At 71.5% G+C, this 19400-nt stretch carries 13 protein-coding genes and 1 pseudogene; 7 read left to right on the top strand and 7 right to left on the bottom strand.

Going from position 1 to position 19400, the window contains the following annotated elements; genetic code table 11:
• A pseudogene (locus tag ABZT06_RS43215) lies at positions 1-2268 on the top strand (D-alanyl-D-alanine carboxypeptidase); the annotation flags it as partial.
• A gap of 153 nt (positions 2269-2421) precedes the next feature.
• On the top strand, positions 2422-4296 hold the full coding sequence (locus ABZT06_RS43210; RefSeq protein ID WP_355753706.1) for an MFS transporter: 1875 nt from the start codon (positions 2422-2424) through the stop codon (positions 4294-4296).
• Positions 4297-4380: 84 nt separating this feature from the next.
• Here ABZT06_RS43210 and ABZT06_RS43205 read toward each other — a convergent pair whose 3' ends face one another.
• Positions 4381-5208, bottom strand: a complete 828-nt coding sequence (locus ABZT06_RS43205) for a hypothetical protein (protein ID WP_355753704.1) — start codon at positions 5206-5208, stop codon at positions 4381-4383.
• A gap of 78 nt (positions 5209-5286) precedes the next feature.
• Between ABZT06_RS43205 and ABZT06_RS43200 the strand changes: the two genes are divergently transcribed.
• Positions 5287-6075: an SDR family oxidoreductase gene (locus ABZT06_RS43200; protein WP_355753701.1), complete on the top strand. Its 789-nt coding sequence runs from the start codon at positions 5287-5289 to the stop codon at positions 6073-6075.
• 126 nt (positions 6076-6201) lie between these two features.
• Positions 6202-7794, top strand: coding sequence for a sodium:solute symporter family protein (locus tag ABZT06_RS43195; protein WP_355753698.1), 1593 nt, complete (start codon positions 6202-6204; stop codon positions 7792-7794).
• A gap of 3 nt (positions 7795-7797) precedes the next feature.
• Here ABZT06_RS43195 and ABZT06_RS43190 read toward each other — a convergent pair whose 3' ends face one another.
• Complete coding sequence (locus tag ABZT06_RS43190; RefSeq protein ID WP_355753695.1) at positions 7798-8916, bottom strand: ADP-ribosylglycohydrolase family protein; 1119 nt, start codon at positions 8914-8916, stop codon at positions 7798-7800.
• Between the two features lie 143 nt (positions 8917-9059).
• Positions 9060-9887 carry an NAD(P)H-binding protein gene (locus tag ABZT06_RS43185; protein WP_355753692.1) on the bottom strand — a complete coding sequence of 276 codons (828 nt, stop codon included), beginning with the start codon at positions 9885-9887 and terminating at the stop codon, positions 9060-9062.
• Between the two features lie 110 nt (positions 9888-9997).
• Here ABZT06_RS43185 and ABZT06_RS43180 point away from each other — a divergent pair, with 110 nt between their 5' ends.
• On the top strand, positions 9998-10396 hold the full coding sequence (locus ABZT06_RS43180) for a helix-turn-helix domain-containing protein (protein WP_355753690.1): 399 nt from the start codon (positions 9998-10000) through the stop codon (positions 10394-10396).
• A gap of 14 nt (positions 10397-10410) precedes the next feature.
• On the opposite strand, the gene ABZT06_RS43175 is transcribed toward ABZT06_RS43180, so the two are convergent.
• Entirely contained in the window at positions 10411-12903 is a 2493-nt protein-coding gene (locus tag ABZT06_RS43175; protein ID WP_355753688.1) for a tetratricopeptide repeat protein, read from the bottom strand.
• 60 nt (positions 12904-12963) lie between these two features.
• On the opposite strand from ABZT06_RS43175, the gene ABZT06_RS43170 reads away from it, so the two are divergent.
• Complete coding sequence (locus ABZT06_RS43170; RefSeq protein WP_355753685.1) at positions 12964-13470, top strand: DUF2165 domain-containing protein; 507 nt, start codon at positions 12964-12966, stop codon at positions 13468-13470.
• Between the two features lie 6 nt (positions 13471-13476).
• Here the strand turns inward: ABZT06_RS43170 and ABZT06_RS43165 are convergent, their stop codons facing one another.
• The 3 genes from ABZT06_RS43165 to ABZT06_RS43155 all read right to left on the bottom strand — a co-directional run bounded on the left by ABZT06_RS43165 (position 13477) and on the right by ABZT06_RS43155 (position 17600).
• Complete coding sequence (locus ABZT06_RS43165) at positions 13477-14037, bottom strand: hypothetical protein (RefSeq protein WP_355753682.1); 561 nt, start codon at positions 14035-14037, stop codon at positions 13477-13479.
• 76 nt (positions 14038-14113) lie between these two features.
• Entirely contained in the window at positions 14114-16699 is a 2586-nt protein-coding gene (locus tag ABZT06_RS43160) for a bifunctional FO biosynthesis protein CofGH (RefSeq protein ID WP_355753679.1), read from the bottom strand.
• Positions 16700-16757: 58 nt separating this feature from the next.
• On the bottom strand, positions 16758-17600 hold the full coding sequence (locus ABZT06_RS43155; RefSeq protein ID WP_355753676.1) for an LLM class F420-dependent oxidoreductase: 843 nt from the start codon (positions 17598-17600) through the stop codon (positions 16758-16760).
• A gap of 651 nt (positions 17601-18251) precedes the next feature.
• Between ABZT06_RS43155 and ABZT06_RS43150 the strand changes: the two genes are divergently transcribed.
• On the top strand, positions 18252-19388 hold the full coding sequence (locus ABZT06_RS43150; RefSeq protein WP_355753673.1) for an NAD(P)/FAD-dependent oxidoreductase: 1137 nt from the start codon (positions 18252-18254) through the stop codon (positions 19386-19388).
• The last annotated feature ends 12 nt before the right edge of the window (positions 19389-19400 follow it).

Here is a 19400-nt window from a genome sequence, read left to right as displayed (position 1 = left end):
GCCGAGGGCTCGGACGACGCGGGCACGACGGAGGCGCCGGACGACTCCGGGGCAGCCGACGGCCCCGACGACTCCGGGACGGCCGGGGGCTCGGGCGACTCCGAGACGGCCGAGGGCTCGGACGACGCGGGCACGACGGAGGCGCCGGACGACTCCGGGGCAGCCGACGGCCCCGACGACTCCGGGACGGCCGGGGGCTCGGGTGACCCCGACAGCGGGTCCGGCGACTCCGGTACGGCTGAGAGCACCGGTGACTCCGACAGCCGGTCCGACGACTCCGGTGAGCGCGACGAGCCGGCTACGGCGGGCGATGCGCGGCTGCGGGACGCGGTGGCGGCGTGGGTGGCCACGGGTGACGGCCCCAAGGACGGTTCCCGCACGGCGGAGACCGCGGAGAAGCCCGAGGGCAAGGGCGCCGAGCCTGCCGACGAGACCTCCGAGGACGAGTCCGACCCGGACACGGAGACCGCCGACAAGCCGGAGCCGGCCCCCGAGACAGCCGTAGCCGAGGAAACCGCTGCGGAAGACGAGGGTGACACTCCGGAGACCGGCGACTCGAACCCCCCAGGGGCGCGGGGAACTGCGCGACCAGCCCCCACCGACCCGCACACGGACGACGAGCCCAGCGACGCCGCCGTGACCGACAAGGCCCCCACCGACCCGAAGACGGACGACGGACCCGGCGAGGACGGCGCGGCCCCCGAAGACGCCAAGCCCGATGACGCGGGCGTGGCCGACAAGCCCCCCGTCGACCAGCCCACCGCCGTCTTCAAGGCCCCTCGGCCCCCCGTGGACCAGCCCACCACCATGCTGAAGCTCGGCAAGGCACCGGAGGCCGAGCCGAAGGCCAAGCCGGAGACCGCGGCCGAGCGGACGAGCAGGTTCGTCGCGCTGAAGGCCCTCGACGAGCCCCGAGAGACGCGGCCGAAGGCGGACGTGACCGCCGCCGTCCCCCAGGTCGGCCCGGAGCGGACCACGCAGCAGCCCCTGCCGCCGAAGCCGCCCCTCGACCTGCTCGCGGAGCTCACCAACACCCCGCCGCCCCCGCCCAGCCCCCTGCGCACCCTCGGCCGCCGGGTCAAGATCTGGACGCCGATCCTGCTCCTCCTGGTCGTGGTGTTTGCGATCGCGCAGTCCCTGCGCCCGCTGCCGGCCCCGACGCTCAGCCTCACCGCCGAGGACTCCTACACGTTCGACGGCAGCAAGGCCACCCTCCCGTGGCCCACCCAGGGCCAGGGCTGGATGGACGTCAACGGCGTCGGCACGATGGGCGACTTCGGCAAGCAGACCCCCGTCGCGATCGGCTCCGTGGCCAAGGCGATGACCGCCTACATCGTCCTGAAGGACCACCCCCTCAAGTCCGGCGAGGAGGGCGCGAAGATCACCGTCGACGCCCTCGCCGAGAAGGAGGGCGGCTACAACAAGCAGGGCGAGTCCACCCTCAACACCGTCAAGCAGGGCGACGTCCTCACCCAGCGGCAGGCGATCGCGGCGATCATGATCCCGTCCGCCAACAACATCGCCCGGCTGCTCGCCCGCTGGGACGCCGGTTCCGAGACGGCGTTCATCAAGAAGATGAACGACACCGCCAAGGAACTCGGCATGAAGAACACGACGTACACCGACGCCTCGGGCCTGAAGGAGACCACCGTCTCCACCGCCGAGGACCAGGTGAAGCTGGGCAACGAGATCGTGAAGATCCCGGCGCTGGTGGAGATCACGTCCATGGGACAGTGGGTCGATCCGTCCGGACAGAAGTGGTACAACTACAACTATCTGGTCCCCTACACCGGCATCGGTATCAAGACGGGCACCACCAGCGCGGCCGGCGGCAACCTCCTCTTCGCGTCCCGCAAGAAGGTCGGTGGGGAGAACGTCACCGTCGTCGGCGCGATCCTCGGCCAGCACAAGGCGCCGATCATCAAGACCGTCAACGACGTCAGCAAGGTCGCGCTGCTCGCGGCCGAGGAGGCCCTGACCTCGGCGAAGATCCTGAAGAAGGGTGACGTCGTCGGCTACGTGGACGACGGCCTCGGCGGCCACACCCCCGTCGTGCTGACCGAGGACGTCACCGCCGTCGGCTGGGCCGGCTTCAAGGTGAAGCTGTCCTTCGCCGCCGACGACGTACCGCACACCGCGAAGGCCGGCACCAAGGTCGGCAGCCTCACCGTCGGTGACGGCGAGGGCGGCGCGGTCAAGGTCCCGGTCACCCTGCAGAAGGATCTGACCGAACCGGGATTCACCGACAAGCTGACCCGCGTCGGCTGATCCACCACCGGGACGGACAGCTCACGCGGCCCCCGGCCGGACCCCGCCCGGGTTCCGGACGGCGGGCCGCGTGCTAGCGTCACGAACCGGGGCAGGTCGACGCTGGGGCGCGGCCGAGAAAAGAAGACGGGACACCACGGGGAGTGCCTTCAGGTGGCCACTGCGGAGCCGACACGCGCCGACGAGACCGACCCGGGCCCGGGTACCGGCCCGCGAATACGCGTGCCCGCGGAACCTGACACCGACCACGGCGGCAACCACGGCGGCCCTCCCGAGGGCCCGCGGGGCCTCAGAGCCAGGACCTGGACCGCCCTCCTCGCACTGCGCGAACGGCTGCTGCGCCACCCCGTCCTCTCCATGACCGCGCTCTCCGGCGTCCTCCACATCGTCTGGTTCTTCACGTTCGCGAACAGCGGCGGAGACCTCGCGGCGCAGGACGCGTGGGCCGAGTTCGTCGGCCGGCACCCGGACTCGGCGTACAACCTCGCCTGGTACGGCGGCATGCACCCGGTGTCGTACAGCATCGTCTCGCCGTATCTGATGTCGGTCCTCGGCGTCCGTACGACGATGATGCTGGCCGGGACCGTCTCGGCCGGCCTGCTGACGCTGGTCCTCATCCGCAGCCGGTCGGTGAAGAACCCGCTGTGGGCCTCGCTGGCGGGCGTGTACGCCTTCCTCTGCAACGCGGCCTCAGGACGGGTGACCTTCGGGCTCGGCACGATGTTCGCGCTCGGCGCGGTCGCGGTCGTCTTCTGCTGGCCGCACCGCCTGCGCTACAAACGCTGGGCCAAGGCGGCCTGCGCGGCCCCGCTCGCCGCCCTCGCGACCATGGCGTCCCCGGTCGCCGGCCTGTTCGTGGGCCTGGTGGCGGTGGCGCTCTTCCTGGAGAAACGGCGTCCGGGCGCCTGGGCCCTGGGCATCGCACCCACCCTGGTGGTCGCGGTGTCCGCCTGGCTCTTCCCGTTCTCCGGCACCCAGCCGATGAAGATCGCCTCGGTGCTCCTGCCGCTGGCGTACGGCCTCCTCGTCTACTTCCTCGTCCCGCGCGAGTGGACGACGGTCCGGATCACCGCCGGGGTGTACAGCCTGTCGGTCGTCCTGGTCTGGCTGGTGAGCTCCCAGATCGGCTCCAACATCTCGCGGCTGCCCATGCTCTTCGCGGGGGTGGCCCTGGCGGCCGCACTGCCGTTCACCGTGCCGCGCTCCCGCAAGTGGTACGCCGTCGTCGTCTCGTTCGTCGGCTTCACCACCTGGATCGGCTTCAAGTCCGTCGACGACGTCGTCCACACGACCCCCACCGCGTCCTGGGCGCGCGAGCTGGCCCCCCTGGTCAACGAACTCCAGGAGGTCGGCGCCGAGAAGGGCCGCGTCGAGGTCGTACCGGCCGCCTCCCACCGCGAGGCGTCCGCGCTCGCGCCGTACGTCAACCTCGCCCGGGGCTGGAACCGGCAGGCCGACATGGAGCGCAACCCGCTCTTCTACGACGACACCCTCAATTCCGCGAACTACCACGAGTGGCTCCAGCGCTGGGCCGTGCACTTCGTGGTCGTACCGAAGGACGAGCCCGACGGGGACGGGGGCGAGCGGGAGCGGGAGCTGGTCCAGCGCGGGATGCCGTACCTGAAGCAGATCTGGGGTGACGCGAACTGGCAGCTGTTCCAGGTGACCGACCCGGCACCGCTCGCCTCCCCGAACACGGTCGTCGACCGGGCCGCGCAGGGCGAGATGACCATGCGGGTGAAGAAGGCCGGGCGCATCCTCATCCGGATCCCCTACTCGCCCTGGCTGTCGATCGTCGACGCGGACGGCAAGAAGCTGCAGGCCCCGCAGGAGACGGACGCGTCGAAGAACCGGGAGGACGGGGAGCCGAAGACCTTCGACAATGTCAACGGCTGCCTGATGGAGACGCCGGAGGACGCGGACGGGGACAAGTGGACGATGCTGCTCGCTCCGCGGGCGGGGACGTACCGGTTGGCGGCGCCCTATACGGTGCCGCGTGGGACGCCTTGTCCTGATGAGTTGAAGTAGTCCGTCGGCTGCGGGCCGGTGGGGGCTGGTCGCGCCCACGCGGCGGAGCCGCATATCGGCACAGCCCCGCGCCCCTGAAGGCGGTCAGCGCAGCTGGTCCACGTACTTGTCCGTACCCGGGATGGTCGGGATGAAAGGCGCCAGCAGCTCCACCCGGCCCATCGGTGGTTCCTCCAGGGCCGTGAAGTACCGCTCCCAGCACTCCCTCGGGTCCGTCTCCAGGAACCACAGCAGGGTGAGTCGGGTGTCGACGCCCTCCACCTGCTTCACATAGGTCATACGGTCGCCCGGGAGCGGGGTCGGGCGGAAAACGGTCACCATCGCCGCCGGGGAGCCCGCCAGCCGCTTCGGGAGGTGCCTCGAGACCAGCCACTCCAGCAACTCCCCTCGCCGCTCCGGGGATTCGGCGTCGATCACCTCCAACACCAGGCCCGCGTACGGGTGGTCCAGGGCGTGGAAGTCCCTCGGGCCCGCCGCGCCGTCGCGGTAGACCGTGGACTCGTGGTCCTGGAACGCGGTGAAGACGTGGGTGCGGTCGCGGTAGACGCGGGCGTCGCGGTTGAGGCGCTTGTTGATGGCCACCGTCCACCTCATGTGGTCGTCGTAGCGGCCGTCCGTCACCCAGTACACCGAGAGATAGCAGCCTGCCGTCACCGGCTGGGCGACCGCCGACTTCTCCGGGTGGCGCAGGAGTTGAAGGTCCCGCGTGGCCACCCAGCGCCGGCCCGCGAACATCCAGGGCATCGCCATCGCGCCGGCGTAGTAATGATCATCCTCGTACCAGCGGTTGTAGGCGTACTCGTGGCCGGGATGCGGTTCGACCATGGTGATCAGCGCGTGTCCGGGATGCACTCCGTAGGGGCCGACGGCGGCCAGCTCGGCGTACGTCTCGCTGTGGGTCTCTTCCGGCATGGGACCTTCCCTCCTCCAGCGCTCGCCCATACTCTGACGCCCCGTCAGATAATGCGCCAGAGCAGGGAGGCCGTCGGTATGTCACTTCTCTCCGGGAAGACCGTCGTCGTGTCGGGAGTGGGTGCCGGGCTCGGTCACCAGGTCGCGGCGGCCGTCGTGCGGGACGGCGGGAACGCGGTGCTGGGTGCGCGGACCGAGGCGAACCTCGCGAAGAGCGCCGCCGAGATCGATCCGGACGGGGCGCACACCGCGTACCAATCGACGGACATCACCGACGAGCAACAGTGCTCCGCGCTCGCACAGTTGGCGGTGGAGCGGTTCGGGCGGCTGGACGCCGTGGTGCAGGTGGCCGCGTGGGACAGCTACTTCGGCGGGCTCGGGGACGCGGACTTCGCGACCTGGCAGTCGGTCATCGACGTGAACCTGCTGGGGTCGCTGCGGATGACCCGGGCCTGTCTGCCGGGACTGCGGGCGGCGGGCGGCGGTTCGGTGGTGTTCGTCGGGACGCAGTCGGCCGTGGCCGCGCCCTCGCAGGTGCGGCAGGCCGCGTACGCCGCCTCGAAGGGGGCGCTGACCAGCGCGATGTACTCGCTGGCGCGGGAACTCGGCCCGGACCGGATCCGGGTCAACACCGTGCTGCCGGGCTGGATGTGGGGGCCGCCGGTGCAGGCGTACGTGCAGTTCACGGCCCACACGGAGAAGGTGCCGGAGGCGGACGTGCTGAAGCGGCTGACCGAGCGGATGGCGCTGCCCGATCTCGCGACCGACGGGGACGTGGCGGACGCTACGGTGTTCCTGGCCTCGGACCGGGCGCGGGCGATCACCGGACAGTCGTTGCTGGTCAACGCCGGGGAGCTGATGCGGTGAGTTCATGTAGGTGAACGCAGGCCATCATCACGAATGATTTTACCTCCCTTTGACCTGACGCCAGCTTGTCGTGTCCACGCGACGGCACCCACGATGAGCGCCGGGCTGATCCCTGGGAGGGCGCATATGAACGGTCTCGACTGGGCCGTGCTCATCGGCTATTTCGGTGTGATGGTCGCGATCGGCGTCTGGTCGCACAAACGCGTGGACGACGTCAGTGACTTCTTCACCGCCGGCGGCAAGATGCCGTGGTGGCTGTCGGGCATCTCGCACCACATGTCGGGCTACAGCGCGGTGATGTTCACCGGGTACGCGGGTATCGCCTACACCTACGGCGTCACCTCGTTCGTCACCTGGTCCTTCCCCATCGCCCTCGGCATCGCGATCGGCTCCAAGCTGTTCGCGCCGCGCATCAACCGGCTGCGCTCACGGCTCCATGTGGCTTCCCCGCTGGAGTACCTGAAGAACCGCTACGACCTCAAGACGCAGCAGGCGCTGGCCTGGTCGGGCATGCTGCTGAAGATCGTGGACGTGGGCGCCAAGTGGGCCGCGATCGCGACCCTGTTGTCGGTGTTCACCGGCATCTCGCTCAACCAGGGCATCCTGATCACCGGTGCCATCACGGCCGTCTACTGCACGATCGGCGGGCTGTGGGCCGACGCGCTCACCGAGTTGGGGCAGTTCGTCATCCAACTCCTCGCCGGTGTCGCGATGTTCGTCGCCGTCGTCCTCAAGCTCAACGACAAGGGCATCGGGTTCTTCGGCGCCTGGGACGAGTGGGCGCTCAAGGGCCACGGAGAGCCGCTGGTGGGGCCGTACGGAACGGTCTTCCTGCTCGCCTTCCTCTTCATCAAGCTCTTCGAGTACAACGGCGGCATGCTCAACCAGGCCCAGCGCTACATGGCCACGGCCAACGCGCACCAGGCCGAGCGTTCGGCACGGCTGTCGGCGATCCTGTGGCTGGTGTGGCCGGTCGTCCTGTTCTTCCCCATGTGGATGTCGCCGCTGCTGGTCCAGTCGCAGAAGCCGGACGGCTCCGACTCCTACGGCCTGATGACCGAACAGCTGCTCCCGCACGGCCTGTTGGGCCTGGTGATCGTCGGCTTCTTCTCGCACACCATGGCCATGTGCTCCTCCGACGCCAACGCGATCGCGGCGGTCTTCACCCGGGACTGCGCACCGGTGGTGTGGCGCAGGGCGCGCAGCTGGAACCAGGGGCAGGGCCTCAGGGTCGCGCGGATCACGACGGTCGTCTTCCTCGGCCTGTCGATGGCGGCGGCGACGCAGGTCAACTCCCCCGCGTTCAAGGACATCATCACCGTCGTGATCAAGTGGGTGGCCGGTCTCATGGGCCCGATGGCCATCCCGATGATGCTCGGCCTGCTCCGCCCGTTCCGCCGCTCGGGACCGACCGCCGCGCTCACCAGCTGGTCGATGGGCCTGCTCGCCTTCTGGCTGGTCAACTATCCGATCAACTGGAAGGTCGACGGCGGCGTACCGCTCCAGTACCAGGTATCCATCCCGCTGGCCGTCTCCCTGGTCCTCTACATCCTCATCGGCTTCATCAAGCCCGAGGACACCCCGGAACGCCTCGCGATCATCGAGAAGATCAACACGGACGGGGACGGGGACGGAGCGGCGGCCGCCGCGATCCCCACTCCGGCGGGCGGTGTGGAGGACGTGATCGTCACGGGGGTGAAGGACCAGCCGCGGAGCTAGGTCCTAGGCCCTCGGATAGCGGACCAGCCACCCCGGCGACGCTCCCGCCGGCCCGTGCAGCGCCGGGCCCTGGGTCATCTCCATCGCGAAGTCGTCGGCGAGTTCCAGCAGCGTGGGACGGCCCTCCAGCTCGGCCAGCCAGGCCGGCGGGAGGGCCGTCTCGCCGTGCAGGGCGCCGAGCAGGCCGCCGGTGAGGGCGCCGGCCGCGGCGGAGGGGCCGTCGTGGTTCACGGCGAGGCACAGACCGTGCCGTACGTCCTCCCCGACCAGGGCGCAGTACACGGCGGCGGACAGCAGCCCGTCCGCCGAGCCGTCGGCGGCGAGTTCCTCCACCCGCGCCGGGGTGGGCATCCCCTGCCGTACGGCACCCAGCGCGTGCTGGAGCGCGTCCGACACGGGCTCGTGCCCGGGCCGCGCGGCCAGCAGCGCGAGCGCCCGCTGCACCGCCCCGTCCAGGCTGTCGCCGAGCGCCAGCGCGTGCACGATCACGGCGTACGCGCCCGCCGACAGATAGGCCACGGGGTGCCCGTGGGTCTGCGCGGCACACTCCACCGCCAGCTGTACGACGAGCTGCGGCTCCCATCCGACGAGCAGCCCGAAGGGCGCGGAACGGGCCGTGGCCTCGGGCCCGAGTTCGTTCGGGTTCTTGGGCGACTCCAGCGTCCCCATGGTGTCGTCGCCGAACCCGATGAGCAGGGACCGGGTCGGGTCGCGGCGGGCGTACAGCCACTCCTCCCGGGCCAGCCAGCCGTCGTCCTTGCGCCGCTCGTCGGGCCCCCAGTCCCGCTGGGTGGCGAACCAGCGGAGGTAGGCCCGGTGCAGATCGGTGGGCGGATGCCAGGCGCCGGTGTCCCGGCGCACCTGGGCCCGGATGAGCCCGTCCACGGTGAAGAGGCTGAGCTGGGTGAGATGGGTGACGGCGCCGCGCCGGCCGAACCCGAATCCGAGGTCCAGGAGCCCCTCGGCGCCGTACGTCTCCCTGATCTCGTCCAGTCCGAGCCCGTCGACCGGCGCGCCCAGCGCGTCACCCACGGCCACCCCGAGCAGCGTCCCGCGCACCCGGCTGCGGAAGTCCTGCTGCTCGGCACGTCCCCAGACGACGGCCCCGGTTGTCGCGCCCACCAAGACCTCCCCGTGGCGACCGTCCGTATGTACGACGCTCAGCACTGTAATCGACAGGGGGTGCGGGGTTCAGGGGGCGTGAGGGTATGCGAGGTGAGAACCGGTTGGCCCGTCAAGGCCGGTTATGGACCGGAAACCGCACGTCACCGGAAGGCGGGGGCGTTGCGGGCCGCCCACTCGGCGTAGGTGCGCGGCGGCCGGCCGAGGACCCGCTCGGCGTCGTGGCTGACGCGCCGCAGACCCGGCGACGGGTCGCCGAGCATGTCGAGGGTGGCGTCCACGATCGGCTCCGGCATGAACCGTGCCATCTCCGCCCTGGCCTCGGCCCGGCTCTGCTCGACGAACCGCACCGGCTCGCCGAGCGCCTCCCCGATCGCGGCGGTCTGCTGCCGGGGGGACACCGGGGCGGGCCCGGTCAACTCGTAGACCTGTCCCGCGTGTCCGGGCTCCCGCAGTGCCACGGCGGCGACCTCGGCGATGTCGTCCGGATCGACGGTCGGCAGCGCGACGTCCCCGAACGGCGCCGCCACCGTCCGCCCGGCGCGCACCGCACCGGCCCACCGGAGGGTGTTGGAGTGGAACCCGGCGGGCCGCAGCATGGTCCATTCGAGCCCCGACCGCCGCACGGCGTCCTCCGGTGCGGAAGGGTGATCACCGGTGCCGACGCCCTGCGAGGACAACAGCACGATCCGCCCGACACCACCGGCTCGGACGACCTCGAGGACCGCGTCGAGATCGCCGCCCTGCGCCAGGAAGTCCCCGGAAGTCAGGAGGAAGAGGGAGTGCGCGCCGTCGAGGGCGGGCTTGAGGGTGCGGGGTTCGGCGAGGTCGGCCTGGTGATGCCGTACCCCTGCCACGGGGCTTTCGCGGGGGCTGTGCCGGGAGACGGCCGTCACCCGCTCCCCCGCCGCGAGGAGGGCCCGCACCAGCGGCCGTCCGACGTTACCCGTAGCACCGGTCACCACGATCATGTTGATCCCCGTTTCTGAGGTCCCTGGACTGGTTCCTGTGGACACACGGCGAAGCTACTATCGGGAAGCCAGTAGGTACCTAGAGGAAAGTATTGGCGGAGGGCAGCGATGTGACGCAGACCACACCCCGACAGGCCGAGATCGCCCCGGAGAACGCCTGTCCCATCGCGCCGGTGGTCGACATCGTCTTCAGCCGCTGGACCACGCCGATCCTGTGGACCCTGCACGCGTACGGCCGCCAGCGCTTCGTGGAACTGCAACGCCGGATCGCCACCATCACGCCCAAGGTCCTGACCCAGCGCCTGCGCCAGCTCGAACGCGACGGCCTGGTCCACCGCACGTACCACGCAGAGGTCCCGCCCCGCGTCGAGTACGAGATCACCGCACTGGGCGGCAGCCTGGCCCCGTTGTTCGCGACCCTGGCGGAGTGGTCACCGAACCTGGAGAGGGTGGACGAGGCCCGGCGGGCCTATGACATGAGGGACGGAGACGGGAACCGCTCGGCGTGACCTGACCGAAGGCGTCATCCGGCGGCCCCTCGCACCCGGTCCCGGACCGCACGCGCTCGCTCGTCGTCCGGGCTCAGCGCGCAGGCGCGTTCCGCGTCGGCGAGGGCCAGGTCGAAGGCCGCGCGGGCGAGGTGGGCTTCGGCTCGGTGGCACAGGGCCCAGGTGTAGGCGGGGTTGAGGTCCAGGGCGCGGTTCAGGGCCGTGAGGGCCTCCTCGTGCCGGCCCTGGGCGGCCAGGGCGGCGCCTCGGCTCGCGTGGGCGGAGGCGTAGTCGGGGTCGAGGGCGAGCACGTGGTCGTAGTCGCGGAGTGCCTCCTCGACGCGGCCGGCGTTCCGGAGCGCGTCGCCGCGTTCGCAGCGGCCCCAGGGCCAGTCGGGCTGGAGGATCACGGCTCGGTCCAGGTCGGCCAGTTGGCGGGCGGGGTCGCCGAGGCCGCGCCATACGCGGGCGCGCCGGACCAGGGCCCAGGTGTAGTCGGGGTCTAGGTCCAGTGACCGGTCCAAGTCCGCCCGCGCGGCGTCGAGTTCGCCCCGGGCCAGGTGGACGGCCCCCCGGGAGGCCCAGGCGAAGTGGTGGGCGGGGTCCAGCTCGATCCCCCGGTTCAGATCCCGGAGCGCTGCGTCGGCGTGGTCGAGCGCCCGGTGGTACTCACCGCGCACCGAGTGGGCGGAGGCGCTGTCCGGCTCCAGTTCGAGGGCCCGGTCGAGGTCGTCGACGGCCGCTTCGTAGTCACCGAGTTCGCCGCGGACGTAGGAGCGGCCCCGGTAGGCGCGCGCGAAGTCGGTATCCAGGGTCACGGCCCGGTCGTACTCGCGCAGTGCCTCCTCCAGCGCGCCGACGCGCCGTAGTGCGCTGCCCCGTACCACCAGGGCGCGTGCCTGGGCCGGTTCGTCGAGGCCCGCCCGGGACAGCAGCCTGGCGAGCGCCGCGATCGTGCCGCCCTCGGTGAGCGCCCGGGACAGGTCGCTCCCCCAGCGGGACACCGCCTCCGTGTCGCCGTCCCGGCCCGCGTCCAGCAGGGTCCGTGCCCAGCGGGCGGCGGTGACGTCGTCCGTGTCGCAGGCGTCGGCGAAGTCCCGCAGCGCCACGGGCAGCGCGGCGGATGCCTGGGCGCACAGCAGGTGGTAGGTCTCGGTGAGCCGTAGCTCCCGCCACTTCTCGTCCGCCCACAGCTCCCGCTCCCCGCGGCCGGCTTCGGATTCCGCCCGCCACCGGCCGAAGGTCCGGGCCAGGCGGGTGTGTTGACCGGCCCACCCGCGCGGGGAGCGGCCGCGCTGCATCCGCAGCATCGTCTCGCGCACCAGGTCGTGGTAGCGGATCCGGTCGCCGCGGTCGGCCACGAACGGCAGGGCCCGCAGCCAGGCGAAGAGCGCGTCCGCCTCGCCGTCCGGGCAGTCCACTGCCGCCCGGAACACGTCCATGTCCAGGTGGCGGGGCAGGGCGCAGGCGAGGGCCGCGGATCGCCGTACGGGATCCTGTTCCCATTTCAGGAAGCGTTCCACGGCCGTGGCGCTGGGGTCGCCGATGTCGTCGGGGTCGGCGGGGCGCTGCTCCGCGAGGGTGGAGACCAGCACCGGCAGGCCGCCCGTGAGGCGCAGTACCTCCTCGACGACGGGCTCGGAGACGACTCCCTTGCCCGCCAGCAGCCCGCGGGCCTCCGCCTCCGTGAACGGCCCGAGCGGTACGTCCGTCATGAAGTCGGCGAAGGCTCCCCAGCGGGCTGTGTCGAAGGGGCGCTGGCCGGCCGTCACCGCGACGACCGTGGCGGGGAGGGTGCCGTAGCGGTCGCCGGTCATCACCTCGTGCAGCCAGCCGTCGAGGAACGGGCCGGTCCGCTCGTACGTGTCGAAGAACAGGACGATCCAGGGGGCCGTGGCCGCCGCGTCGGTGAGTTCGTTCAGCAGCACGGGTGTGAGCACCTGCTCCGGCTGCATGACCAGCTGAACGTCTTCCCGGCTGCGGTAGCGTGCGCTGAGTCCGGCCCGCAACCGGTCGGCGCCCTGGGCGAGTTGCGCCGCGTCCAGGGCTCCCGCGAAGGCTCCCACCCCCGGCACCATCCCCAGCCCGGCCAGCCCCGCCCGCGCCGCGACCATGCTGCCGGCCGACGGCCCCTCCGGCTCCGCCTCGAGGGTGGCGACGGCCGCCTCCGCCTCGTACCGGCGTTCCCGATGGGCGGCCAGGAGTCGCTCCAGGTCCTTGAAGCGGCAGCCTTGGGCGGCGAGTTGGCGGCTGATGGCCGCCATCGCCTCCGGGACGCTGCCGACGCTCTCGTCGACGTATGCCGTCAACGCGCCCTTCTCGCGGGCAACTTGTTCCAGCTCCCGGACGAGGAACGTCTTTCCGACACCCGCGTTGCCGTGCACGTGAAAGAGGAACCGGTGCCGCTCATCCTCCGGAGGGAGGTCGAAGTTCGTCCGGAACGCGGCTCGTTCAGCGCCTCGGCCGATGAAGCCGGCCCGTCTGCGCTGTGCGATCAGCTCCTGCATCGACAGCCGTGCCCTCGTCATGTCCGCCATTCTGGCTCACGATCTGGATCACCCTCTCGGATCCCGGGGAAGATGGCCCCCATGGCATCGACACCCCCACGCACCACACGCAGCGCACTTCACCTCTCCGCCACCCTGCTCACCGCGTCCGTCGCGCTGTACATAGCGCTCGTCGCGTTCGGGAACATCACGGACTTCGGGACGAACCAGGCGTTCGTGCAGCACGTTCTCGCGATGGACACGACGTTCAAGGACGACGATCTGATGTGGAGAGCCGTCACCAGCAAGGGACTTCAGAACACGGCGTACGTCGCGATCATCGTCTGGGAGACCCTCGCGGCGCTCGTGCTGATCTACGGCACGTGGCTGTGGGTGCGCCGGGACGACCAGGCCGCCCGGCGCTTCTCCACCTACGGTCTGCTCATGCTGATGCTGCTCTTCGGTGCCGGGTTCATCGCGATCGGCGGGGAGTGGTTCTCCATGTGGCAGTCGGACACCTGGAACGGGCTGGACGCGGCGCTGCGGGTGTTCGTGCTGAGCGGGGTCGTCCTGTTGGTCGTCAACCTGCCGGACCGTAGCGCTGGTTGACGAGCGCTAGTTCACGACGACGACCTTGGTCCCCGTCTCGCCGAACGTCCACAGTGCCGACCCGTCCGCCGCCTTCATACGGATGCCGCCGGTCTGGGCGCCGTTCGCGGGCGGGGGCGAGGAGCCGTCCACCGCGTTGGAGAAGGCGACGTTCACGCCGTCCACGGCGGTGAAGTACACGATGTGCGCGATCCGCACGCCGTCGGATCCGGTCGTCGGGTCTCCCCGGCGCAGCGAGACGGAGTAGTTGCCGGGGGCCGGGTCCACCGTCCCCGGCCAGACGGTGAAGGTCCGCCGGGCCGCCTCGCTCGCGTCGATCAGCCACACCCGCTTCTCGCCGAGCGAGTAGACGATCCGGCGGCCGGTGCCGGAGCTGTCCGGGACCGCGGTCGCGGACGGCTCGGGCCGCGCGGACGCGTTCGGGGACGCCGACACGCTCGGCCGTTTGGTGACGGCCACGCTCGGCTTCGTTCCCTTGTCGGCCTGTACGGCCAGGGCGACGACGGCGGCGATCGCCCCCACGGTCAGACCCGTCACCCAGACCTTCGGGGCTGGCACGGCACGCATCTCCTCGGCTAAGGATCCCCGTCGAACGGGGGTCGGATCATCGTACCGGCCCCCGCCGCGCCACCTTCCGCCTCACTCAGTCCAGCAGCGGCAACAACTCCGGCAGATGCCCGTCCGACACGGCCGCCGCCTGCTGCCGCTCCTCCGGCACCTCCCCGTACAGCGTCGTACGCGGCCGCGCGGGACGGCCCGCCGCCTCCGCCACCGCGATCAGGTCCTGCACCGACTTGTACGAGCCGTACGACGACCCCGCCATCCGCGAGATCGTCTCCTCCATCAGCGTGCCGCCGAGGTCGTTCGCGCCGGAGCGGAGCATCTCCGCCGCGCCCTCGGTGCCGAGCTTGACCCAGCTGGTCTGGATGTTCGGGATCCAGGGGTGCAGGAGCAGCCTCGCCATCGCCGTGACCGCCCTGTTGTCCCGCATCGACGGGCCGGGGCGGGCGATGCCGGCCAGGTAGACCGGGGCGTTGGTGTGGATGAAGGGGAGCGTCACGAACTCCGTGAAGCCGCCCGTGCGTTGCTGGATTCCGGCCAGCGTGCGCAGGTGGCCCAGCCAGTGCCGGGGCTGGTCGACATGGCCGTACATCATGGTCGAGGAGGACCGGAGGCCGACCTCGTGCGCCGTCTCGATCACCTCGATCCAGGTCGCCGTCGGCAGCTTGCCCTTGGTCAGCACCCAGCGGACCTCGTCGTCGAGGATCTCGGCGGCCGTGCCGGGTATGGAGTCGAGGCCGGCCTCCTTGGCCGCGGTCAGCCACTCCCGGATCGACATGCCGGTGCGGGTCGCGCCGTTGACGACCTCCATCGGCGAGAAGGCGTGCACATGCATGCCGGGGACCCGCTCCTTCACCGCCTTCGCGATGTCGAAGTACGCCGTGCCGGGCAGGTCCGGGTGGATCCCGCCCTGCATGCAGACCTCCACCGCGCCGACCTCCCAGGCCTGTTGGGCGCGGTCGGCGACCTGGTCCAGGGAGAGCGTGTAGGCGTCGGCGTCGGTGCGCCGCTGGGCGAAGGCGCAGAAACGGCAGCCGGTGTAGCAGACGTTGGTGAAGTTGATGTTCCGGGTGACGATGTACGTCACGTCGTCGCCGGCCACCGACTTGCGGACGTCGTCGGCGATCCGGGTGAGCGCGTCCAGGGCCGGGCCGTCGGCGTGCAGCAGCGCGAGGGCCTCGTCGTCGGTCAGCTTGGTGGGATCGTCGGCGGCTGTCCGCAGTGCGTCCCGTACGTCCGTGTCGATGCGCTCGGGCACCATCCCGGGGGCGGCCGCCTCGCGCAGGGCGCCCCAGTCGCCGTAGACCTCGTCGAAGTCGTCGCGGCGGTCGGAGGTACGGCCCTCGGTGTCGATGGAGGCGTGCAGGTCGGTACGGCCGGACGCCACGAACGCCTCCTCCGGCTCCTGCCAGGGCAGCCCCCGCGGAAGAGCGTCAGGACGCGCCAGCCCCGTCTCCGGGTCGGCCAGCGCCGCCACGTGCGGGCGCAGCCTCGGGTCCAGCCAGGGCTCGCCTCGCTGGACGAACTCGGGGTACACGCAGAGGCGTTCGCGCAGTTCGAAGCCGGCCGCGGCGGACCGCTCGGTCAGCTCCTCGATCTGCGGCCAGGGGCGCTCGGGGTTCACATGGTCGATGGTGAGCGGGCTGACCCCGCCCCAGTCGTCGATCCCCGCCCCGATCAGGCGCTCGTACTCGCTGTCTACGAGGTTCGGCGGGGCCTGGATGTTGGCGGCCGGGCCCATGACGAGACGGGCGACGGCCACGGCGGCGACCAGTTCGTCCAGCTCCGCGTCCGGCATGCCGCGCATCGCGGTGTCCGGCTTGGCGCGGAAGTTCTGGATGATCAGCTCCTGGACGCTGTGGTACGCGCGTGCTGTGCGCCGGAGCGCGAAAAGAGACTCGGCGCGCTCCTCGTAGGTCTCGCCGATCCCGATGAGGATGCCCGAGGTGAAGGGGACGGAGGAGCGCCCGGCGTCCTCCAGGACCCGCAGCCGTACGGCGGGTTCCTTGTCCGGGGAGCCGTGGTGCGGGCCACCGGGCTCGGACCAGAGCCGGGTCGCGGTCGTCTCCAGCATCATGCCCATGCTCGGCGCGACGGGCTTCAGCCGCTGGAAGTCGGTCCAGGACAGCACGCCCGGGTTGAGGTGGGGCAGCAGGCCCGTCTCCTCCAGGATGCGGATGGAGATGGCCCGGACATAGGCGATCGTGTCGTCGTAGCCGTGCGCGTCCAGCCACTCCCTGGCCTCCGGCCAGCGGTCCTCGGGCTTGTCGCCGAGGGTGATCAGGGCTTCCTTGCAGCCGAGCGCGGCCCCCTTGCGGGCCACGTCCAGGACCTCGTCGGGGGACATGAACATGCCGTGGCCGGCCCGGCGGAGCTTGCCGGGCACGGTCACGAAGGTGCAGTAGTGGCACTTGTCCCGGCACAACCGGGTCAGGGGGATGAAGACGCTCTTCGAGTACGTGATGACACCGGGGCGGCCCGCCTGTGCGAGGCCCGCGTCCCTGACGCGAGCGGCGGACGCGGTGAGGTCGACGAGGGCCTCGCCGCGCGCTTGCAGCAGCACCGCTGCTTCTGTCACGTCCAGGGCCACGCCGTCCCGGGCACGTTTCAGAGCGCGACGCATCGAGTTCTCGGTGGGGCCGGTTCCGGAGGTCGCGGAGGTCGTCATCCTTCGAGCATACGAGCGGTGTGATCAGGTCAGAGGGGCCGACCGAAGGTGGGTGACATCACACACCACCATTACCGTCCTGGACATAACGGGCATACTCGTCGAGCGCCTTCAGCACCTCGCCCTCCCCCGCCGGAGGCAACTGCACCACGACCTCCTCGATACCGAGGTCGGCGTAGTGCGCGAGTTTGCCGGGGTTCGGGAAGACGGCGTACGGCACCACGTGCAGCGCCTCCGGGTCGCGGCCCGCGTCGGCCCAGGCGGCGCGCAGGACGGGCAGGGACTCGGACAGGCCGCGGCCTCCGATGGGCAGCCAGCCGTCGGCGTACTCGCAGATGTGGGAGAACAGCTTGGGCCCGGCGGCACCGCCCACCAGGGTCCGCTTCCGGACGGGCTTGGGGAAGGCGTGGCTGGCCCGTACGCTCCCGAACTCGCCCTCGTAGGCGGTCGGTTCGTCCGCCCAGAGGGCCTGCATGAGCGCCATCCGGTCCCGCACGAGCTCGCGCCGGGTACGCCACTCGACGCCGTGGTCGGCGGCCTCCTCGACGTTCCACCCGAAGCCGAGCCCGAGCGTGAACCGGCCCCCGGAGAGGTGATCGAGGGTGGCGACCTGTTTGGCGAGGTCGATCGGGTCGTGCTGGGCCACGAGCGTGATGCCGGTGCCGAGACCGAGCCGTTCGGTGACGGCGGCGGCCTGGCCGAGCGCGACGAAGGGGTCGAGGGTACGGCCGTACTCACGCGGCAGTTCGCCGCCCGCCGGGTACGGGGTGACCCGCTCGACGGGGATGTGGGTGTGCTCGGGCAGATACAGCCCGGCGAAGCCCCGCGCCTCCAGCTCACGGGCGAGCCGGGTCGGGGTGATGGTCTCGTCGGTGAGGAAGATCGTCACGGAAATGCGCATGACTGCATCTGTACCGGGCCGGAGCGCGGATGTCCATACCGACTGGTCGGCATCTGTGAGGGAGGTGCGAGCGGGCGGAGTAAGCGGAGGAAGTAAGCGGAGGGGGGCAGGGTCGCCAGACCGGGGGGCCCGAGCGGAGGGCCGGGCGGTCGGACCGGGCGGTCGGACCGGGTGGGACGCGCGCGGGGGTGTCGGATGGGGCGGTGGTCGTCGGCGGGGGCCGGGACGGCGGGTGTCGGCGAGGGCCGGTGCGCGACTGGCGGCAAGGGCCGGTGGGGCCGCTGTCGGCGAGGGCCGGTGGGGCGGTCGTCGGCCCAGGAGCGGGCGCGGCGGTCGTCGGCCCAGGAGCCGGTGTGGCGGTCGTCGGCGAGGGCCGGGGCGGCGGGCCTCGGCGAGGGCCGGGGCGCGACTGTCGGCAAGGGCCCGTGGGGCCGCTGTCGGCAAGGGCCGGTGCGGCGGTCGTCGGCCCAGAAGCCGGTGTGGCGCCCTTCAGCCGGGGCCGGGGCGGTGGCCGTCGGCCGGGATCGGTGCGGTGTCGGGCGTTTGTCGGGGGTGTCGGTCGGATGTCGGCGGCCTGTCGGGCGGGGCCCGGAGTCTTGTCGAAGACGCCGCCGGGGCCCGCCCGCCGGCCCCGACCCGCAAGGAGTCACCATGCCCACCACCCACGTCACGATCATCGGTGCCGGACTCGGCGGCCTCACGCTCGCCCGCGTCCTGCACGTCCACGGCATCCCTTCCACCGTCTACGAGGCGGAGTCCTCCCCGACGGCGCGGGCGCAGGGCGGGATGCTCGACATCCACGACTACAACGGGCAGTTGGCCCTCCAGGCGGCCGGTCTGATGGACGAGTTCCAGGGCCTCGTCCTGGCAGGCCGCGAGGCGACGCGGCTGGTCGACCGGGACGGAACCCTCCTGTTCGACCACCCGGACGACGGCACCGGCTCCCGCCCCGAGGTGCAGCGCGGCGAACTGCGCCAACTCCTGCTCGACTCGCTCCCGGCCGGCACGGTCCGCTGGGGCCACAAGGTCAGCGGCACCCGTGCGCTCGGCGGGGGTCGCCACGAGGTGACCTTCGCCGACGGCACCTCGGTCGTCACCGATCTGCTGGTCGGTGCGGACGGGGCGTGGTCACGGGTACGGCCGCTGCTCTCCCCCGCGACGCCCGAGTACACCGGCATGTCCTGCGTCGAGGTGTACCTGTACGACTCCGACACCCGGCACTCGGCCAGCGCGAAGGTCGTCGGAGGCGGGGCGCTGTTCGCGCTCGCGCCGGGCAAGGGTTTCGTGACGCACCGGGAGAGGGGCGGCAACCTGCACACGTACGTGATGCTCAGGCGGCCGCGGGACTGGTTCGCGGACATCGACTTCACCGACTCCGCCGCGGCCGTCGCCCGGATCGTGCGGGAGTTCGAGGGCTGGGCACCGGAACTCACCGCGCTGATCACCGACGCCGACACCGCCCCGGTGCTGCGTCCCTTCGCCGCCCTGCCCGTCGAGCACCGGTGGGAGCGGATACCGGGAGTGACCCTGATCGGCGACGCCGCCCACGTTGCCGCCCCGAACGGCGAGGGCGCCAACCTCGCCATGCTCGACGGCGCGGAGCTCGCCCAGGCCCTGGCGGCCCACCCCGACGACATCGAGACCGCGCTCACCGAGCATGAGCGCGCCATGTTCCCCCGCAGCGCCGAAACCGCCGACGAGGGCACCGAGCTCTACGCCCTCATGTTCGGCGACGACACGCCCCACGGGCTGATCAGCATGTTCACGGGGGAGGGACAGGGCGAGTGACCCGTCCCCGGA

It is taken from the genome of Streptomyces sp. NPDC005483, from assembly GCF_040606035.1.
Lineage (GTDB): Bacteria > Actinomycetota > Actinomycetes > Streptomycetales > Streptomycetaceae > Streptomyces.
Note: the sequence above shows the minus strand (reverse complement) of the source record. Positions and strands in the feature narration are given on the sequence as shown.

What these genes read in the sequence shown, in the direction of transcription:
- ABZT06_RS43205 (WP_355753704.1), bottom strand. Translation starts at nt 5,208, where the DNA reads ATGCCGGAAGAGACCCACAGCGAGACGTACGCCGAGCTGGCCGCCGTC.
- ABZT06_RS43200 (WP_355753701.1), top strand. Translation starts at nt 5,287, where the DNA reads ATGTCACTTCTCTCCGGGAAGACCGTCGTCGTGTCGGGAGTGGGTGCC.
- ABZT06_RS43195 (WP_355753698.1), top strand. Translation starts at nt 6,202, where the DNA reads ATGAACGGTCTCGACTGGGCCGTGCTCATCGGCTATTTCGGTGTGATG.
- ABZT06_RS43185 (WP_355753692.1), bottom strand. Translation starts at nt 9,887, where the DNA reads ATGATCGTGGTGACCGGTGCTACGGGTAACGTCGGACGGCCGCTGGTG.
- ABZT06_RS43175 (WP_355753688.1), bottom strand. Translation starts at nt 12,903, where the DNA reads ATGACGAGGGCACGGCTGTCGATGCAGGAGCTGATCGCACAGCGCAGA.
- ABZT06_RS43170 (WP_355753685.1), top strand. Translation starts at nt 12,964, where the DNA reads ATGGCATCGACACCCCCACGCACCACACGCAGCGCACTTCACCTCTCC.
- ABZT06_RS43165 (WP_355753682.1), bottom strand. Translation starts at nt 14,037, where the DNA reads ATGCGTGCCGTGCCAGCCCCGAAGGTCTGGGTGACGGGTCTGACCGTG.
- ABZT06_RS43160 (WP_355753679.1), bottom strand. Translation starts at nt 16,699, where the DNA reads ATGACGACCTCCGCGACCTCCGGAACCGGCCCCACCGAGAACTCGATG.
- ABZT06_RS43155 (WP_355753676.1), bottom strand. Translation starts at nt 17,600, where the DNA reads ATGCGCATTTCCGTGACGATCTTCCTCACCGACGAGACCATCACCCCG.
- ABZT06_RS43150 (WP_355753673.1), top strand. Translation starts at nt 18,252, where the DNA reads ATGCCCACCACCCACGTCACGATCATCGGTGCCGGACTCGGCGGCCTC.